The 17,479-nt window shown below is 41.8% G+C and carries 17 protein-coding genes; 7 read left to right on the forward strand and 10 right to left on the reverse strand.

The genetic code is table 11. From position 1 onward, the window contains the following. The first annotated feature begins 6 nt into the window (after positions 1 to 6). The 4 genes from DEAC_RS00895 to DEAC_RS00910 all read left to right on the forward strand — a co-directional run bounded on the left by DEAC_RS00895 (position 7) and on the right by DEAC_RS00910 (position 3,165). Positions 7 to 1,209 carry a bifunctional 3,4-dihydroxy-2-butanone-4-phosphate synthase/GTP cyclohydrolase II gene (locus DEAC_RS00895; RefSeq protein WP_047808148.1) on the forward strand — a complete coding sequence of 401 codons (1,203 nt, stop codon included), beginning with the start codon at positions 7 to 9 and terminating at the stop codon, positions 1,207 to 1,209. Between the two features lie 50 nt (positions 1,210 to 1,259). Next, positions 1,260 to 1,724: a 6,7-dimethyl-8-ribityllumazine synthase gene (gene ribH / locus DEAC_RS00900; RefSeq protein WP_047808149.1), complete on the forward strand. Its 465-nt coding sequence runs from the start codon at positions 1,260 to 1,262 to the stop codon at positions 1,722 to 1,724. Between the two features lie 262 nt (positions 1,725 to 1,986). Continuing rightward, complete coding sequence (locus tag DEAC_RS00905; RefSeq protein ID WP_047808150.1) at positions 1,987 to 2,607, forward strand: sigma-70 family RNA polymerase sigma factor; 621 nt, start codon at positions 1,987 to 1,989, stop codon at positions 2,605 to 2,607. Between the two features lie 27 nt (positions 2,608 to 2,634). Beyond that, the gene (locus tag DEAC_RS00910; protein ID WP_047808151.1) at positions 2,635 to 3,165 is read left to right on the forward strand and encodes a hypothetical protein; all 531 of its coding nucleotides are present in this window, start codon (positions 2,635 to 2,637) and stop codon (positions 3,163 to 3,165) included. 204 nt (positions 3,166 to 3,369) lie between these two features. Here DEAC_RS00910 and DEAC_RS00915 read toward each other — a convergent pair whose 3' ends face one another. Next, positions 3,370 to 3,567 (reverse strand): spore coat protein, encoded by a 198-nt coding sequence (locus DEAC_RS00915; protein WP_047808152.1) that lies wholly within the window; start codon positions 3,565 to 3,567, stop codon positions 3,370 to 3,372. A 15-nt stretch (positions 3,568 to 3,582) separates the two neighbouring features. Beyond that, a complete protein-coding gene (locus DEAC_RS00920) occupies positions 3,583 to 3,792 on the reverse strand; it encodes a hypothetical protein (RefSeq protein ID WP_047808153.1) in 210 nt (69 codons plus the stop codon). Between the two features lie 188 nt (positions 3,793 to 3,980). Between DEAC_RS00920 and DEAC_RS00925 the strand changes: the two genes are divergently transcribed. Then, positions 3,981 to 4,517, forward strand: coding sequence for a DivIVA domain-containing protein (locus tag DEAC_RS00925; protein ID WP_242847052.1), 537 nt, complete (start codon positions 3,981 to 3,983; stop codon positions 4,515 to 4,517). An 81-nt stretch (positions 4,518 to 4,598) separates the two neighbouring features. Here the strand turns inward: DEAC_RS00925 and DEAC_RS00930 are convergent, their stop codons facing one another. From DEAC_RS00930 to DEAC_RS00955, 6 genes are all read right to left on the reverse strand, one after another. Beyond that, positions 4,599 to 6,365: a UbiD family decarboxylase gene (locus tag DEAC_RS00930; RefSeq protein WP_047808155.1), complete on the reverse strand. Its 1,767-nt coding sequence runs from the start codon at positions 6,363 to 6,365 to the stop codon at positions 4,599 to 4,601. 37 nt (positions 6,366 to 6,402) lie between these two features. Next, the gene (lpdD, locus tag DEAC_RS00935) at positions 6,403 to 6,828 is read right to left on the reverse strand and encodes a prenylated flavin chaperone LpdD (RefSeq protein WP_047808156.1); all 426 of its coding nucleotides are present in this window, start codon (positions 6,826 to 6,828) and stop codon (positions 6,403 to 6,405) included. Positions 6,829 to 7,052: 224 nt separating this feature from the next. Then, positions 7,053 to 9,644, reverse strand: a complete 2,592-nt coding sequence (gene clpB / locus DEAC_RS00940; RefSeq protein ID WP_047808157.1) for an ATP-dependent chaperone ClpB — start codon at positions 9,642 to 9,644, stop codon at positions 7,053 to 7,055. A gap of 48 nt (positions 9,645 to 9,692) precedes the next feature. Next, the gene (locus DEAC_RS00945; RefSeq protein ID WP_047808158.1) at positions 9,693 to 10,670 is read right to left on the reverse strand and encodes a DnaJ C-terminal domain-containing protein; all 978 of its coding nucleotides are present in this window, start codon (positions 10,668 to 10,670) and stop codon (positions 9,693 to 9,695) included. A gap of 344 nt (positions 10,671 to 11,014) precedes the next feature. Further along, positions 11,015 to 12,757 carry a phospho-sugar mutase gene (locus DEAC_RS00950; protein WP_047808159.1) on the reverse strand — a complete coding sequence of 581 codons (1,743 nt, stop codon included), beginning with the start codon at positions 12,755 to 12,757 and terminating at the stop codon, positions 11,015 to 11,017. Positions 12,758 to 13,262: 505 nt separating this feature from the next. Next, positions 13,263 to 14,081: a GNAT family N-acetyltransferase gene (locus DEAC_RS00955; protein ID WP_053006239.1), complete on the reverse strand. Its 819-nt coding sequence runs from the start codon at positions 14,079 to 14,081 to the stop codon at positions 13,263 to 13,265. A 238-nt stretch (positions 14,082 to 14,319) separates the two neighbouring features. On the opposite strand from DEAC_RS00955, the gene DEAC_RS00960 reads away from it, so the two are divergent. Beyond that, positions 14,320 to 15,639: a M18 family aminopeptidase gene (locus tag DEAC_RS00960; RefSeq protein WP_047808160.1), complete on the forward strand. Its 1,320-nt coding sequence runs from the start codon at positions 14,320 to 14,322 to the stop codon at positions 15,637 to 15,639. Here DEAC_RS00960 and DEAC_RS00965 read toward each other — a convergent pair. Continuing rightward, positions 15,614 to 15,880, reverse strand: coding sequence for a hypothetical protein (locus DEAC_RS00965; protein ID WP_047808161.1), 267 nt, complete (start codon positions 15,878 to 15,880; stop codon positions 15,614 to 15,616). The two genes, DEAC_RS00960 and DEAC_RS00965, sit on opposite strands and share 26 nt — an antisense overlap. Before the next feature lie 302 nt (positions 15,881 to 16,182). Here DEAC_RS00965 and DEAC_RS00970 point away from each other — a divergent pair, with 302 nt between their 5' ends. Next, positions 16,183 to 16,485, forward strand: coding sequence for a zinc-ribbon domain containing protein (locus DEAC_RS00970; protein WP_047808162.1), 303 nt, complete (start codon positions 16,183 to 16,185; stop codon positions 16,483 to 16,485). 136 nt (positions 16,486 to 16,621) lie between these two features. Here the strand turns inward: DEAC_RS00970 and DEAC_RS00975 are convergent, their stop codons facing one another. Next, the gene (locus tag DEAC_RS00975) at positions 16,622 to 17,470 is read right to left on the reverse strand and encodes a nitrilase-related carbon-nitrogen hydrolase (RefSeq protein ID WP_047808163.1); all 849 of its coding nucleotides are present in this window, start codon (positions 17,468 to 17,470) and stop codon (positions 16,622 to 16,624) included. Between the last annotated feature and the right edge of the window lie 9 nt (positions 17,471 to 17,479).

Below are 17,479 nucleotides of genomic sequence, written 5' to 3' on the forward strand. Positions count from 1 at the left end.
ACCGTCATGCAATTTAATACCATTGAAGAAGCCATAGAAGATATCCTTCAAGGAAAAATGATCGTCATGGTCGACGATGAAGATCGGGAAAACGAAGGAGACTTAGTTATGGCCGCTGAGTTAGCAACTCCCGAAGCCATCAATTTTATGGCAACCTTCGGACGAGGTCTGATTTGTGTTCCTATGACAAAGACGCGTATTCAAGCCTTAAAGCTTGAACCCATGGTTACTCATAATACTGACCCTCATGGAACTGCTTTTACAGTCAGTGTGGACGCCTCGGATAGTTCAACGGGAATTTCCGCCTTTGAACGTGCTCATACGGTAAAAGTTCTTATGAATCCCGCCAGTACCCCAGAGGATTTGCATCGTCCCGGCCACATCTTCCCCCTTCAAGCTCAGGAAGGCGGAGTATTGGTACGGGCAGGCCATACCGAAGGTGCTGTAGATTTAGCTCGTCTTGCCGGATTAAAGCCTGCAGGGGTTATCTGTGAGATCATGAACGAAAATGGAACGATGGCTCGAATCCCTGATTTACAACTTTTTGTAGAGAAACACAACCTAAAAATTGTTACTCTTAAAGACCTTATCGCATATCGACGTCAATCCGAGAAACTTATTGAAAGAGGAGAAACTATCCACCTCCCCACAGACTTTGGTGACTTTCGTGCCGTCGGTTACTTGAGTGTCATCGATAAAAAAGAACATATAGCTCTCGTTAAAGGGAACGTTGATGACGGAAATCCTGTTCTTGTCAGGGTACATTCGGAATGTCTTACGGGTGATGTATTCCATTCCCGCCGTTGCGACTGCGGCGATCAACTTGCAGCGGCATTAGAAGAAATTGAACGCGAAGGCCGCGGCGTTTTGCTTTATATGAGGCAGGAAGGCCGTGGGATTGGTCTTCTTAACAAGCTCAAGGCCTATAAGCTTCAAGAGGAAGGCAAAGACACCGTTGAAGCAAATCTAGCTTTAGGATTCCCTGAAGACTTGCGCGATTATGGAGTAGGCGCCCAAATATTAGCAGATCTCGGTATTTCCAAGGTCCGTTTAATGACGAACAATCCAAGAAAAATAGTTGGCCTTGAAGGTTACGGTTTAAAGGTCGCCGAACGGGTTCCCGTTGAAATACCTTCCAAACCTGAAAATCTAAAGTATCTCTGTACTAAGAAAACAAAATTAGGTCATTATTTATCAGCCATTCACTAACATCTATGGTTCTAAAAACTGCTCAAAAAGAAAGGGTGTTTAATAACATTATGAAAACCTTCGAAGGAAAACTGCTAGCTCAAGAATTGAAAGTCGGAATTGTGGCAGCTCGATTTAATGAATTTATTACGAGCAAGCTGGTCAGCGGTGCCTTAGATGCTTTAAAACGTCACGGTGCTCTTGAAGAGAATATAGAATTAGCCTGGGTTCCGGGAGCCTTTGAAATTCCACTTGTCGCCCAAACAATGGCCAATTCTAAACAATACGATGCTGTTATCTGCCTTGGTGCAGTTATTCGCGGGGCTACTCCCCATTTTGATCTAGTCAGTAACGAAGTTAGCAAAGGAATTGCACAAGTCGGATTACAAAGCGGAATTCCGGTTATTTTTGGAGTTTTGTCAACAGACAGCATAGAACAAGCTATTGAACGTGCAGGAACAAAAGCCGGCAACAAAGGTTTTGATGCTGCGATGACAGCCATAGAAACTGCCAATCTTCTGAAGTCTTTTAAGTGAACCAGTTCAGCTAAAGCTGAACATCGGGGCTTCGTTGACGAAAGTGTCCTGTAGACACTTTCGCCGAAAGCGCCAAGTCCATAACAAATACTATCGCGCTGAAGGATGGAGAAGTAAGAGCCATCCGCATGGGAAAACGCCGGCAAGTTATCCTTAGTAAGATATGGATGATTGTCCACTAAAAATTCCTTGTCAAATATGTCATTCTTAATTAAACTCAAAAAGAAGCATCATGACTAGTTTTGACAAGGAGTTGAGTGCCATGTCTTTAAAAGACAACGCTATTATAGATGAAACGTCAATGCTTGAGGCAGCGCGCTCAGGAAATAAAGAAGCATTAAATCAAATCATTGAGTACTACGAACCGGAAGTTCGAATTATTGCCTGTAAATATTTTCTGCCCAGGGCAGATTATGATGATCTTATCCAAGAGGGACGGATAGCGATATACAGAGCGGTTTTATCATATGACGACCATTTAAATATTCCTTTCCTTCATTTCTTAAGGATGGTCATAAAGCGCAAATTAATTGATAGTATTCGAAAATATACTCGTAATAAACATGTCAATCTGAACAATGCTTATTCCCTCAACAACGCTATTTCTGAATCTGAGGAAACGAGTTTTATCTCCCTTCTGCCTAATGCCGAAGACCCAGCCACAACCGTTATTGCTAACGAAGAAGCTCGTTCAATTATTAACGATATAAATCGTGATCTCTCCAATCTTGAGCGAATTGTCTTTGAACATTACTTTCTTCAAGGATTTAAGCAGCGAGAATTGTCCGAACAGCTGGGGCTTCATCCCAAATCTTTGGACAATGCTATCCAACGTATTAGACGAAAAACAGTCCTCTATCGTTCTCGGCAAATAGCTGGTTAAATTTCAACCATGCGGAGGAGTTTCTTGATGCTTTCCTTTTCCAGTTTCGTTTTCTCCTGTCGAATGCGCCTTTCAAAATTTAAAGATCATAAATTAGCTGTTAGTTTAAGTATTTTAATCTTAATTTCAGCAGTTATCTTAGGGCCGCCTCTTTATGAGGAGAGTTGGCTCGACCCTTTTTCCACACTCGGTCTGTCTAATCGCGAGCTTCACCCACATGCAATCACAATGCTTGGCATGCTTTATGCAAACGATCCATATCATCCCTATTATTACACGAACCAAAAGGAGATAAGTGTTTTTATACACGAACTGCAACAAGCCACTCCCATTACCGTATCTCAGATTCCTAAGGATTTGAAGAAACAGCCGGTAGAGTTTTTCGCCTTACATCGTTCTTCTTCTAAATTTCATTCAGAAGAGGATTATGCACTGCAATACTACCCTCAAAAAGGAATTGTTCGTTTTGAGAATCAATTATTTAAAATTAATGATGCCGCAATCAATTTGCTAACGCAATTTGTCAAGGACAAGACTCCCGGCTGGTGGAAATCCTAAAGTGACATGACAAACAAACTCTTGAAATACTCTCTAATTCATAATAAAATTGGGCTGTAACAAACTGGTAAGTTTTGTTACAGCCCTTCTTATACTGTCAGAAAGTATAACTTCGTTGCATACTTTCCTCCTGCAAAAGTGCAACTAACCTGCTGCCTGCGCCAGAGGCTTGGCGCCAGCCAAGTTTTCTTTACATACGCTCGTTTAGGCAATGCCACCATTTTGATTAATTAATTTGCTCGCCTTACTATGTGCATTGGTGGCTTCGTTCGCTAAACGTAAGTAGATATTTCTTAGATCGCCGTGATGAGCCCGAGTTGCTAAGGTCATATAACCCATGGCAGCACTTGCGGCATCTTTTTCATAATCATAAAGCATATCTAAATCAGTAAAGTCGCTCATTCTAATTCCCCCTTTCTATTGAATTTCGTTAAGTCCCTTCTTAAAGTATCCTATAACGTCTTCCAAACCTTTGGCCTGCTCTTTAAAAAATCCTTTTACAGCAGGATCTTTGGCCATTTCATGGTACATTAGGCACTTTTTCATGGCTGTTTCGTTTTCGATGATACTTCGAGTCAGCATTCCTTGATCTAGAAGTTTTTTTGTTTCCATCTCATTGAGTTGCATTTTTGGTCCCTCCTTTTTGGAACTTAATCCATATAACAGTTTCATGATTTGTAAAATCGCTAAAAATTATTCACAAAATCAAAACTTCTTCTTTAAATAACTGGGTGAACACCCATGACGCTGTACTTTTTCTTGAAGAGATGTTTTAGTTCACTATCTAAATAGAAGGGTGGCTTCAAAATTTGGAAATGCCGGACTTTAAACGTGTAATCCGCGGCTATGAACCGGAAGCTGTCGATCAAGCCTGGGCCGAAACAGATCGTCAATTATCCGAAGCAAATGCCGCTAATAAAGAACTTCGTTTGCAAATTAATAACCTGCGGGAGCAAAATACAGAATGGGGAAATCGCCTTAAAAGCTACGAAACGATGGAAAGCGACTTAAGAGACGCTTTACTGAGTGCCCAAAGAGCAGCTAATCAGATTCGCGAAGAAGCCAATCAAAAGGCTGAAACTTTGAGTAAATCGGCACGAGATGAAAGTGACGCCATCATCGCCGAAGCGAACCGTCTTGCAGAAGAAAGGAAAACAGAAATAGAGGCAGACCTCATCGAAAAAAAACAAGAGATTTTTAAACTGCAAGAAGAAATTCAAGTATTAATCATTAAAAGAGATAAACTCCGAAATCTTGTTGAAAAAAGCCTTCAACATTTCGAAATTATTCAAAACTTATTAGGTGATCCTTCCAAAATTCAAACTTTATTGCAGCAGGAGAAAGGCTCTTGAACCAGTTCAAGAGCCTTTTCTCGTACTATCAGTATAATCCTATCCTTCGGTTAAATGCTTTCGATAGAATAAGTATAGTTGTTACAACCGTAATCCATACTTATTCCAACGCTCATCAACTAATTTGATTGTAGCCTCATTGGGAAGGACTTCACCAGGATAATCCGGCTTCATTCGAGCATCTACTAAAATGGGACCATGATAAATAAGACGATGTTGCCTTATTTCTGTTGCAGCATAAATATCGTGAGCCGGATCAAAACGAGTAAAAACTTGCCATAAAAATCCTGTAACGTCGAGAGCTAAATCAAGGTCATCAACTAAGACTATGAAGGGCCAGTTCTTAAAAGGTTCATCTTCGAGATGAGCCAAAACATCCTTAGCCAATTCTGGTGTATCTTTAAACGACAGCGACTCTAAAATTAAGCAACCGGCACAAAATGGTCTTATGCGGGACACTCCAGGCAGCTTTCCGGCGTCAAATTGTCGAGGCAAATCTCGTTTTGCATTCCCTACACCAAGCATAATTGCTTTACTGCCATGGTTTAGTCTACGCCCAGTATAATCTAGAGTATCCATGGAAGTTTCACTTAAAATCATAAGATCAGATTCCGGTTCAAAGCGAGCAAGGACGGTTTCAAATAAAAATTTAAAATTCTGCAGATCCAGTTGAACATCTGTTAAGATCAGGAATTTCGTTAAGGTTAACTGCCCTTCTCCAAGAATTCTAAAGGCGTGAGCCAACGCTTCACGGCGATAACTTTCTCGAACAATAGCAGCAGCCAAAGCATGGAAACCTGTCTCTGCATAAGTCCAAAGTGCCTTTACTCCAGTCATTACCATCGGAAACATTGGGGATAAGAGAGACTGTAGATATTCTCCAATGAAATAATCTTCTTGACGGGGTTTACCAACTACAGTTGCGGGATAAATGGCATCTCGTCTATGATAGATTGTCTGAACACTGAAAACGGGAAAATCGTGTGTTAACGAATAATATCCATAATGATCTCCGAAAGGTCCCTCAGGCCTGCGTACAAAGGGAGAAACCTTACCGCAAATGGCAAACTCTGCTTCTGCGATAAGCGGGTGAGGATGAGAAGGAATATTAACTCGAGAGAGTTTTTCTCCCATTAAAAAAGAGGCAAAAATTAACTCAGGCAGCATTTCAGGAAGCGGCGCTATAGCAGCAAGGATCAAAGCCGGCGGGCCTCCTAAAAAAAGAGTTGTAGGAAGGTCTTGTTCAAGCCGTTCTGCTTCATAGTAATGAAACCCTCCTCCTTTATGTATTTGCCAGTGGATCCCTGTCTCTTGATGATTGTATATCTGGATTCGATACATACCAAGATTATGTTCTTTCGTCACAGGATGCTCAGTATAAACCAAAGGCAAGGTCACAAAAGGACCGCCATCTTCGGGCCAGCTCGTCAATACAGGAAGACGAGTTAAATCAACGGACTTCTCCTGAATTTCAAGAACAGGTGCTTTCCCTGGGGTTATAGAACGCAGACCACTTTTGACCAGGGACATAATCCACTCTTTTTCCTGCCAAAGCAGCGACGGTTTTGGCGGAAGCAGGCGATCTAGAGCAGCCACCGCTCTCTGAACAGTTTCTTCCGGCTTTGGGCCAACAGCTAAATCAACTCTCTGACGTGTACCAAATAAATTAGTCACAACAGGAAATTGGCTGCCTTTAACTCGCTTGAATAATAAGGCTGGCCCTTCCGCTTGAATAACTCGGCGGTGAATTTCAGCGAGCTCGAGGTATGGGTCAACTTCAGCTTCAATTTCTATGATTTGCTTTTCCTGTTTAAGAGTCGTGATAAACTCACGCAAATTGGTATGCATAAAACACCTTCTTCAATAGTATCATTGGAGCTATGGTTTAGTTACAACGAGAAATCTCGGAAATTCTATTTATTTTCAGGAAATTTAAAACAGTTTGAGTGAGGTTGTTACAATTTTGTAAAATTTGGCCTAATTCTTGAGAATTTAAGTGATCCGAATGAATACCTGAAGTGATGGTCACAGGAAACAAAATTTCCTGTGCAAGTGCTTCTGCCATAGTTCGGGCAACTTCTACATCTTTATGCCCAGGTACCGGTATAATATAGACATCCGAACTCCACCCCTCTCCTTGCAAACTTGGACGAGGCAGAGCCAGTACAACCCCACCAACATGAGGTTTTTCTCCTCCTGTTAAAAGGCCTTGCAGACCGTTGCCTGTATCAATAAGAGTTAGCCGTACTTGACAGCGTCCCACTCCTTCTTGCCACTGATATGACATTAACTCTGAATGTTGATCGAGCATTATCGAACATCCCCACCTTTCTGTTTAACACCTATTCCGCTTTATTATACATTTTGGACTTAATTATAGACAAGTTTTTAAAAGTAAGTCCGAAGGCCATAAACATCAGTCGATTCTTTTTAGCCTCGCCTGAAAGGTATAAAGAAACCTTCAGCTTCCGCTTTTTTGACGAAGCGGAAACCAAAGGTTTATCGATATCTAAATAGAGTGGTTAAGGTTTAAGTTTATAAAACTCGAAAGATATAATCCCCTGAGCCATCAATATCAACTACTATTTTTTGTCCATCTTTAATCTCGGCTTGTAATAATTTAAGGGCCAGGGGATTCTGGAGACGTTGCTGAATCACTCGTTTTAGCGGCCTTGCTCCATATATAGGATCATAACCTTCGTTGGCTAGTTGCTGCAATGCCTGATCTGTTAATTCTAAGGATATATTACGTTCATACAAACGTTTGCGTAAAAGGCCCAGTTGAATCTCAATAATTTTCCCGATGTGTGATCGATCAAGAGGATGAAAAACGATGACTTCGTCAAGACGGTTGAGGAATTCAGGGCGAAAATGCTGCCGTAATTCTTCGTTGATGGCCGAACGGACTTCTTCCTGAGGAGCATTTCTGCGGGATAGTTCTTGAATTATAGGGCTGGCAATATTACTCGTTAAAATAACTACGGTATTTTTAAAATTGACACTTCTCCCTTGACCATCGGTAAGCCGTCCGTCATCCAAGAGTTGTAACAAAACATTGGTTACATCACTATGGGCCTTCTCCATTTCATCAAATAAAATGACACTATAAGGTTTACGACGTACGGCTTCCGTCAATTGACCGCCTTCCTCATAACCAACATAGCCGGGGGGAGCTCCGATCAGACGAGCTACCGTGTGCTTCTCCATATACTCCGACATGTCGATCCGCACTAAAGCTTGATCGTCATCAAAAAGGAACTCCGCGAGGGCTCGTGCCAGTTCTGTTTTACCCACGCCGGTAGGTCCTAAGAAAAGGAAAGAGCCTAAGGGGCGATTAGGATCCTGCAGACCGGCGCGGGCTCGCCGAACGGCATCTGAAACAGCGCGTACAGCCTCATCCTGTCCAATCACTCGTTGATGGATTCGTTCTTCCATCTGGACAAGTTTCTCCATCTCGCTTTCCATCAATTTGGAAACGGGAACATGGGTCCAAGTAGCTACAATTTCGGCAATATCCTGTTCCACTACTTCTTGCTTTAAGAGAGAATCTTGTTTACTCTGGAGCTTTTCTTCTTCATTCTTTAAGTTTTTCTCCAGGTTAGGAATTATCCCGTATTGTAATTCTGCGGCTTTATTATAGTCTAATTGTTGTTGAGCTTGTTCCATGAGATTTCGAGAACGATCCACTTCTTCTTTGAGCTGTTGAATCTTCGTCAAGATTTCCCGTTCACCCTGCAGTTGTGCTTCAAGAGCTGACCGTTCTTCTTTAAGATTTGCAAGTTCTTTTTCAATTTTGCCTAAACGCTCTTTGCTGGCTTCATCTTTCTCCTTCTTGAGGGCTTCACGTTCAATTTCCAGCTGCATAATTCGGCGTTTAATTTGGTCTAACTCGTAAGGATCACTCGTGATTTCCATCCGCATCCGCGCGGCAGCCTCATCAATTAAATCAATGGCCTTGTCAGGCAGAAAACGATCACTGATATAACGATCCGACAGTACTGCAGCAGCAATAATCGCCCCATCGGTTATGCGAACCCCGTGATGCGTTTCATAACGTTCTTTTAAACCTCTTAAAATAGAAATAGTATCTTCCACACTGGGAGCATCAACGATAATCGGCTGAAAACGACGCTCCAGAGCAGCATCTTTCTCGATATGCTTACGATATTCTGCGAGAGTAGTAGCGCCAAGCATGCTTAGTTCTCCGCGAGCTAACATAGGCTTCAGCATATTGCTGGCATCCATGGCTCCTTCAGCTGCCCCCGCTCCCACGACTGTGTGCAATTCATCAATAAATAAAATTACATCGTCACGATTCTGAATTTCTTTCAGGACCGCTTTTAGACGTTCTTCAAATTCCCCGCGATATTTAGCCCCAGCAATCATCGTTCCAAGATCAAGAGCGATGACTTGTTTATCCTTAATTGCCTTGGGGACGTCACCGCGAACAATTCTTTGAGCCAGCCCCTCAACAATCGCCGTCTTTCCGACTCCTGGCTCTCCAATCAACACCGGATTGTTTTTAGTTCGTCGAGATAGAGTCTGGATCACCCGACGAATTACCTCATCTCGTCCGATGACAGGATCTAAACGGCCGCGTTTAGCTTGCTCGACTAAATTCAAGCCGTATTGTTCCAAAGCCGCATAGGTCCCTTCTGGGTTTGGGCTTGTTACCCGCTGCGTTCCTCTCACTTCCCGCAACGCTTGAAGGAGATTTTCCCGGGTTAACCCAGCCTCTTTAAGAACCTTCTCAGCGGCTCCTCCGGCCTTTTCCAAAATGGATAAAAGGATATGCTCAGTGCTTACGTATTCATCGCCGAAGGTTGACATTTCGTCGTGAGCCGCAACCAATACTGTCCGTAAGCGCGGAGATATTGTAATTTGAAGGTTCCCGCCGCTTATGCGCGAAAATCGGTTTATTTCTTGACGCAGGGATTGAACAAGAACCCCAACTGCCAGATTCAGTTTTGCTAAGACTTGCGGAACAACACCGTCTCCCTGTTCCAGAAGTGAAAGCAGTAAATGTTCCGGTTCAATCTGACTGTTTCCGTTCCGCTCTGTCAATGCTTGCGCCTGAGCAATTGCTTCTTGGGATTTCTGAGTAAATCGATTTGTATCAAATGCCATAGTTACACTCTCCTCTCCAAATTAAAATTAAATAAGGATGTTTATCCACTAGGTTATACCCCGTTTTTGAGCTAATTCACGGAGGGCAGCAAGTTCTTGGGGATTCAAATTATCTGGAAGTACGATTGATAATTCCGCTAATAAGGCTCCGTATTGGCGGGGTTGTTCTAGTTTTGGCATTCCTTTTCCCTTCAAGCGAAACTTTTTCCCACTTTGAGATAAGGGTGGGATTTTAAGAAGGACTTCCCCGCCAAAGGTCGGAACGCGAACTTCTCCTCCAAGGATCGCCTTATAAAAATCGACGGACAACATAATTTTTAAGTCGTCTCCATCTCTGCTGAAACGCGAATCGTCGCTGACCTTAATATTCAGATAAAGGTTTCCTGCAGGACCCCCAGCAATCCCCGGACTGCCTTGGCCGGCCAAGCGAACCTTTGAACCCGTTCTTACACCTTTGGGAATCTTGGCTTCGATTTGCTTTTCACCAGTTCGTATTACTCTTTTAGTGCCATGATAAGCTTCTTCCAGGGTTACTTGGACATCAACGTCAAGATCTTGTCCGCCGCGAGATCTAACTCCAGTCGAACTGCCTCCAAAGCCAAAGGATTGTCCCCCTCCGAAAAGAGTCGAGAAGAAATCCGAAAAGCCATCGCTTCCATAAAAGCCCCCAGATCGGGCTGACCCACCGAACATTTCGGCAAACTCCTCAGGGGACATGGTATGAGTCTGATAACCGCCATCGCCGGGATGGGCCTGCCATCGGCCCCAATCGAAATCACCGCGCCCGCCGCGCTTCTGCCATTGTTGATAATCCTGCTTCAATTCGTCATACTTTCGCCGTTTCTCGGGATCACTAATTGCTTGATAAGCCTCACTGACCTCTTTAAATTTACCTTCTGCCGATTTATCTCCCGGATTTACGTCAGGATGATACTTCTTAGCGAGCTTTTGGTAGGCCTTTTTAATCGTTTTATCATCTGCATCAGGAGAAACCCCCAGAATCTCGTAATAATTTTTAAAATCCATAGTACCACCTCAAATAATTAAACTCTACATATTGTTGATTTATGAGAACTTCCCGTATACTGTCTAAACTTAAGCTGCAGGTCATGGGATATATTGGTTTTATTTTTCCTTGACACTTAGATTATATTCTCTTTTTTGGCGAAGGTCAATAATGGTCAGATATTATTATAATAATTATTCTTTAATAGCCAACATTATTAATAGAAAAAGGTATGCCTTGAGTAATTACTCAAATACATACCTATAATCGCTAAACTTCCTATCTTTAACTAACAATTCTTTGCTATTTAATTTAATCATCCCCAAAAGATCATAATTCAGATAAATTGAGAAATGATCCCAAACTATTTTGAGCGTATTAGAGCGATGCGGTTCATCACATCATCTTTGACCATACGCAGTGACTCCTCTGCAACCGATTGCGAATCTGCTTTTACAGAGAAATAGAACTTGATCTTAGGTTCTGTTCCGGATGGCCGAACCATAACAAACCCACCTCCTGAAAAGGAAAATCTTAAAACATTGGAACGCGGAAGTGTTAGGGAATAGGATTGCCCTGTTACAAGATTTTTACCAATTTGTTGCTCATAATCATCAATTTTTACGATCTGAATACCGCATAATTCACGAATTTCCTCCTGACGAAGTGAGTCCATAATACGAACCATCTCTTCTTGGCCCTGATGGCCTTCTAAGGTCAAAGATTCTTGAGAGTCAAGGTAATACCCAAACATTTGATAAATACTTTCTAAAACTTCAAAAAGACTGCGATGTTCCGTATTTCTATAATAGAGGGCAGCTTCTGCTAAAAGGATTGAAGCAATAATTCCATCCTTGTCTCGAACGAAGTCTCCCGCGAGATAACCATAGCTTTCTTCGAAACCGAATTGAAATTTACCCCAACCACCATCTTCCATCTCCTTTTCCTTCTCGGCAATGAATTTAAAGCCGGTGAGCACATTTTCCACTGCGACTTTAAAATATCGAGCAACCTCATCAGCCAAATCTGTCGAAGCAATTGTTTTGATAATGGCCGCCTTTTCAGGAAGAATGCCTAAATTCTTTTTCTGTGAAAGCACATAATAGGTTAATAAGACCCCGATCTGATTGCCAGAAAGCTGACGATAATCGCCATTTGGAGCCCTTAATACCACACCTAAACGATCAGAATCAGGATCAGTAGCTAACAACAATTCTGCCTCGACGTTCTTCCCGTACTCTCGAGCTAAATCAAAGGTCGAGGGAATTTCCGGATTAGGATAAGGAATCGTCGTAAAATTGGGATCGGGTTGTTCTTGCTCTTTAACAACAGTCACAGAGCTAAACCCCAGCTCGGCCAAAGCACTCCGCACAAGTTTATTTCCTGCTCCATGAAACGGTGTGTAGACAATTGAAAGCTCCTTCCCTTGCTGGGCATCCAGCTCAGGGTGAAGAGCGAGTTCCTTCACTCGAGAGAGGTAGACATGATCAATTTCTGAGCCGATCATCTGAAGAAGCCCCTCTCTTTTTGCTGCTTCTTTGGACATAGGCTCGATTCCCAGCCAGCTTTCACGGGCCTCGATGCGAGCAAGAATTTCATCCGCTTGTGCAGGCGGTACTTGCCCGCCATCTTCCCAATAGACTTTGTACCCATTATAGGCCTTGGGATTGTGGCTCGCCGTAACAACGATTCCGGCAATCGTTTTAAGTTCTCGAACGGCAAAGGATAATTCAGGCGTAGGACGCAACTCATCAAATAGATAAGCTTTAACACCGTTTTGAGCGAGAATCAAAGCAGCTTCAAGGGCAAAGTCCGCCGAAAACCATCGTGAATCATAAGCTATGACTACACCCCGTTTCATTCCCTCAGGTCCGTGATCACAGATGTATTCTGCCAAACCTTGGGTAACCTTCCTGATAACATACTTGTTCATTCGATTCGTTCCTGCGGCCATAATCCCTCTTAAACCACCCGTACCGAATTCTAAGTCCTTATAAAAACGATCCTCAATTTCTTGCTGATCGTTAAGCTGCTTTAATTCTTCTCGTATTTCTTCATCAAAATAGGAATTTTTCAACCACATTTGATATCGCTCTTGGAAGCTCATCTCGATAATTCCTCCTTACAATTGGCTTCTGACTTGGAATATGTTCCCTTTTAAGTGAGTATAGCATACTCTAATCCGTAAGAACAGCTTGAACGAAACAACCCAAGTTTAAAAGCGAGCTCCTTATATCAATTTGATAATATAAGAAACTCGCTTTTAGATTCGGATTTGAAATGATTCAAGGCTTTTTACGTTACAATTTAGGATTAGAATCCGGGTCAAAATACCGCTCCCTTTCGTAACTGCTTATCCCTCTTTGTAAACTGGCCTTCGAGTCTGACCGGACTTAAGGGATTCTAGTCCTACTGACTCTAAGATAGCATTGATCATTAACTGCTCTTTTTGCGTCATAAAAATCTCCTTCCTGATAGAATATTAAATATTTTCTAATTATATACCTATCTTTGTAATATTTCAAGAGACCATAGGTATAGCTTGACGGTAATTTTTGGCAATGACCCTAATTCGCAAAAGACCTTATTAATATATGCTTCAAGAGCCCATATTATTCCAGTTCCAAACACATTTCATATTGCCTGGCATGAGCATATACTCCATTGATTTGAAGAAAGGCAACTATCCAATCTTCCGGTTGATTTAATAAAATAAATCCCTGCTTACGTAAATTTACGATCATTGAGGTAATTCCCTCTGCTCCTGCTGTATTTGAACTCCAAACATCGAGAATAGGGCCACTATTCTGCCTAAGGGTTAAGATTCCTGCACTGCCATCAGCATTCATTAAAGCCTGAATATTCCGATAGCGTTCTAAATATCCTTGCCGGCGCTGCCAGGCAGGAATAAAATTGGCCTGTAGTCGTTTTGCAAAATATTGTGTCAAGGGAATTTCTTTAAAAGGCTTTGTAGTTAAGGCGGATAAAGGTACATTCTCCTGGGAAACGGTTCGATAAACATAAAGTTGACGAAGCACCGAAAAGCCGATAGAACGATAGACCTTTTGGGCATGATTTTGAACAAGAACTTCTAAATAGACTCTTTCTAGGCCAAGACGTTGGGCCAACTCTATCTGTGCTTTCATTAACGGTTTAAAAAGGCCCTTTCCTCGATATTTTGGATCAATGCTTGTTCCAGCAATCCAGCCATCCAAATCATTTACGGCTAACAAGGAAAACCCCACAATCTGATTATGTGCCCAAATGGCGATAGAGTTAGCTAACTCAACTTGCCCAAGTTCCAGCCAAAATTTCATATGTTCCGGAGTATAGGCCATATTATAATAATAACCCTGCCAGCAGCGATTCCATACTTCCACCATTTCAGGCAGTTGAATCCGTTCTAGTGTGGACATTCGCAAAGATTCCATAATTTTTAACTCACTTTGTTTTGTTAGTATAACAACTTTTATTCAGTTATCGCTAAATAGGTTCGATAAAAATTACAGGGCGGCGATTCATCTCACCGCCTATAGAGGATGGGAGTCTTCTCGCCGCATGGGATAAATAGTAAAATAAGAATGTATTATAATTGATAGTAATCGTTTTAGAGAAAAATATCAACGACAAATATTCACTCTTTGTGAAGTAAGAAAGGCGGTCCCAGAAATGCAAGTGTCAACGATTAGTGACGAAGAACTTAAATTCGCCAATGGTCTTCTTCAATTTATTGAGGAAAGTCCCTCTCCCTTTCATGCAGTGGAAAGTGTTAAACAGATGTTAATGCCTCATGGCTTTAGCAGTTTAAATCTCTCCGACAAATGGTCACTCGTACCTGGCGGTAAATATTTTGTCACACGTAACAATTCAGCAATTATTGCTTTTATAATTGGTGAAGGAGATCTGGAATCGACAGGTTTTCATTTAATCGGAACTCATACAGACAGCCCCAGTTTTCGTATTAAACCTATGCCTGAAATCCCCACTGAAGGATACCTTAAACTTAATGTTGAAACTTACGGCGGACCGATTCTAAATACGTGGTTAGACCGCCCTCTTTCTATAGCAGGACGAGTAATCCTGCGCGGAACCTCTAATTTCCACCCTCAAAGTAACCTGTTTCGCAGCACACAACCCTTTCTTGTTATTCCTAATGTTGCTATTCATTTAAATCGAAAAGTGAACGAAGGCTTTGAATTAAATAAGCAAAAAGATTTACTCCCACTGTTGGCTCAAATTAAAGAAAAGTTGCAGCAAGAAGGAATACTTGTTGAACATCTGGCAAATACTTTCCACTGCTCAAAAAACGATATCTTAGATTTTGATCTGTTCCTACATGATCATCAAAAGGGATGTTTTGTCGGTTTACAACAGGAGTTTATTTCCAGTGGACGACTGGACGATTTAGCAATGGTACATGCAGGCGTTTCGGCCCTAATCAAGGCTAAAACAGGTTTACCAACTCAGGTTTTAGCCTGTTTTGATCATGAGGAATGTGGAAGCACGTCAAAACAAGGCGCGGCTTCACCTTTTTTAGCACATGTTCTTGAGCGAATTCTCTTAGCACAGAAAAAAGACCGGGAGGCTTTTTTCCGAGCCTTGGAACATTCCTTTTATCTTTCAGCGGACATGACTCACGCACTTCACCCTAACGCTGGAGAACGACATGACCCTATACACCATCCCCTTCTCAATAACGGACCTGTGATAAAATATAGCGCTAACCAAAGCTACGCTACGGATGCTGAGTCGGCAGCGATCTTTTCTTCACTTTGCCATAGTATTAATGTCCCCGTCCAAAAATTCGTTAATAGGTCTGATGAACGAGGCGGATCAACGATTGGGCCTATTACCAGCACTCACCTTGACATTCGATCTGTAGATATTGGTAACCCAATCCTAGCCATGCATTCAGTGCGAGAGCTTGCAGGAACAAAGGACCACCTAGCAATCAGAAACGTCTTTATTCAATTTTATGAGACTTGTTAATTTCTTTCAACGCGAATGAAAGGTGACTCTGCAAAAACTCAACCGCATAGTCCTGATGAACAACCATCACTTGATCCTTCGTGGCACTCAGAGGAATAAAAACAGCAGCGACCTGCTCAAAATCGTATATTATAGTTCCAGTTGCTTGACAAATCAAATACCCTTTGTGATTAAATAAATCTTCCAATCGTTGAATCCCCAGAATGCGCTCCGGAACTATCTCGAGATCATGGTCTTCCACATAAATCCCTCCTCAGCACCTAATATCCGATAGACTAAATTTTATGCAGTGTCGTTAAATTTTAAGACATCTATACGAACTAAGATGGCCTTAAATTTTGGATTATGTTCTATATATATCCATTTTTTCCTAACTTGAATAATTTGCGGCTAATATTGGTTGATTATTGTAAGTCTTTTAGATATAATAGAAGTGCTCGAAGTACTTGTGGATTTACACAGACCTTCTCGATTGCCTCAGGCTATGGGAAGACCTTTCTGAACTTCCCATGTCGCGGGTAATAAAATTAATGGAGGTCTATTATGTTTAACGACAAAATCCTAACTTGTAAAGAATGTGGTCGTGATTTCGAATTTACTGCATCTGAACAAGAGTTCTATGCTGAGAAAGGATTTACGAATGAGCCTGGCCGTTGTCCGGAATGCCGTGCTGCTCGTAAAGCCCAAAATAGGAACAATGGAGGATTCTCTCGACAACCTCGCGAAATGTTTCCAGCTATCTGTTCTTCATGTGGTAAAGAAACTACGGTTCCTTTTCAGCCGTCAGGTGATAAACCAGTTTATTGCCGAGATTGCTACCAATCACGTTCACGTAACAATTGGTAATTATTAATCCTCAAAAAACCTTTCTAAGCAATGCTTAGAAAGGTTTTTTGATTTATTCATAAATATATATTTTAAAACTACAAATATTAACATCAAATCCTAACGGTTTCTCCGTCGATTTTGGAATCCAATTAGGTTACCGTTGAACGTCCAGTTCAAGAAGTTCATGATAAAGTTCTTTACGTCTGTCCGCAAGGAAAAAGCTATCCTTCATTGAAACTCGGTCAAAACGTCGAATTCTATTAATTCGTTCTGCAGAAAGTGTCGAGATAAATATACGTTCTTCTAATACTTCTGTGTGAAGAATTACTTCACCTTTAGGACCGATAGTTAAAGTACCACCGCTGAACTCTTTGCCTTTACCGTTACTCCCGATCAAATTACAGGCACCCAGATAAACTGAATTATCGTAGGCTCTCGTGCCTAGATAACGCAGCCAGATCTCTTTTCGATCCCCCGCTATGACAGGAGAAGCATGCGGAGCAAAAATGATCTCTGCGCCTTTCAAAGAATAGATAGCAGCCACCTCCGGAAAATGCCAATCCCAGCAGATCCCAACTGCAAAAGTTGTTCCATGTGAGGAGAATACCGGAAATTGATTACCAGGGGTAAAGTAGTCCTGCTCACTTCTCCCTAAATGAACTTTGCGATAAACCATACCCTCTTTTCCCGGAGACAAAATAACATGTGAAATATAGGGCTTTTCAGCCCTATTATCATGCTCAACTAGACCAACCAGCAAGGTAATTCCCAAATCTTCTGCGCATTCTTTCAAACGGCTTGTTGCTGAACTACGAATTGTATCACCAAGCTCTGAGGCATGCTGCGGTGAATATCCGTCCAAAGCACATTCAGGAAAACACAAGAAGGAAATTTTCTTCTTACTTGCTACTTCAGCAAGATGTGTGATTCTCCTAAAATTAGCTTCTCTTTCGCCAATATGAGATTCCATTTGAACTAAGCCTATTTGACAGTCATGTTGCATAGTTTCCCA

The sequence above is a fragment of the Desulfosporosinus acididurans genome (genome assembly GCF_001029285.1).
Classification (GTDB): domain Bacteria; phylum Bacillota; class Desulfitobacteriia; order Desulfitobacteriales; family Desulfitobacteriaceae; genus Desulfosporosinus; species Desulfosporosinus acididurans.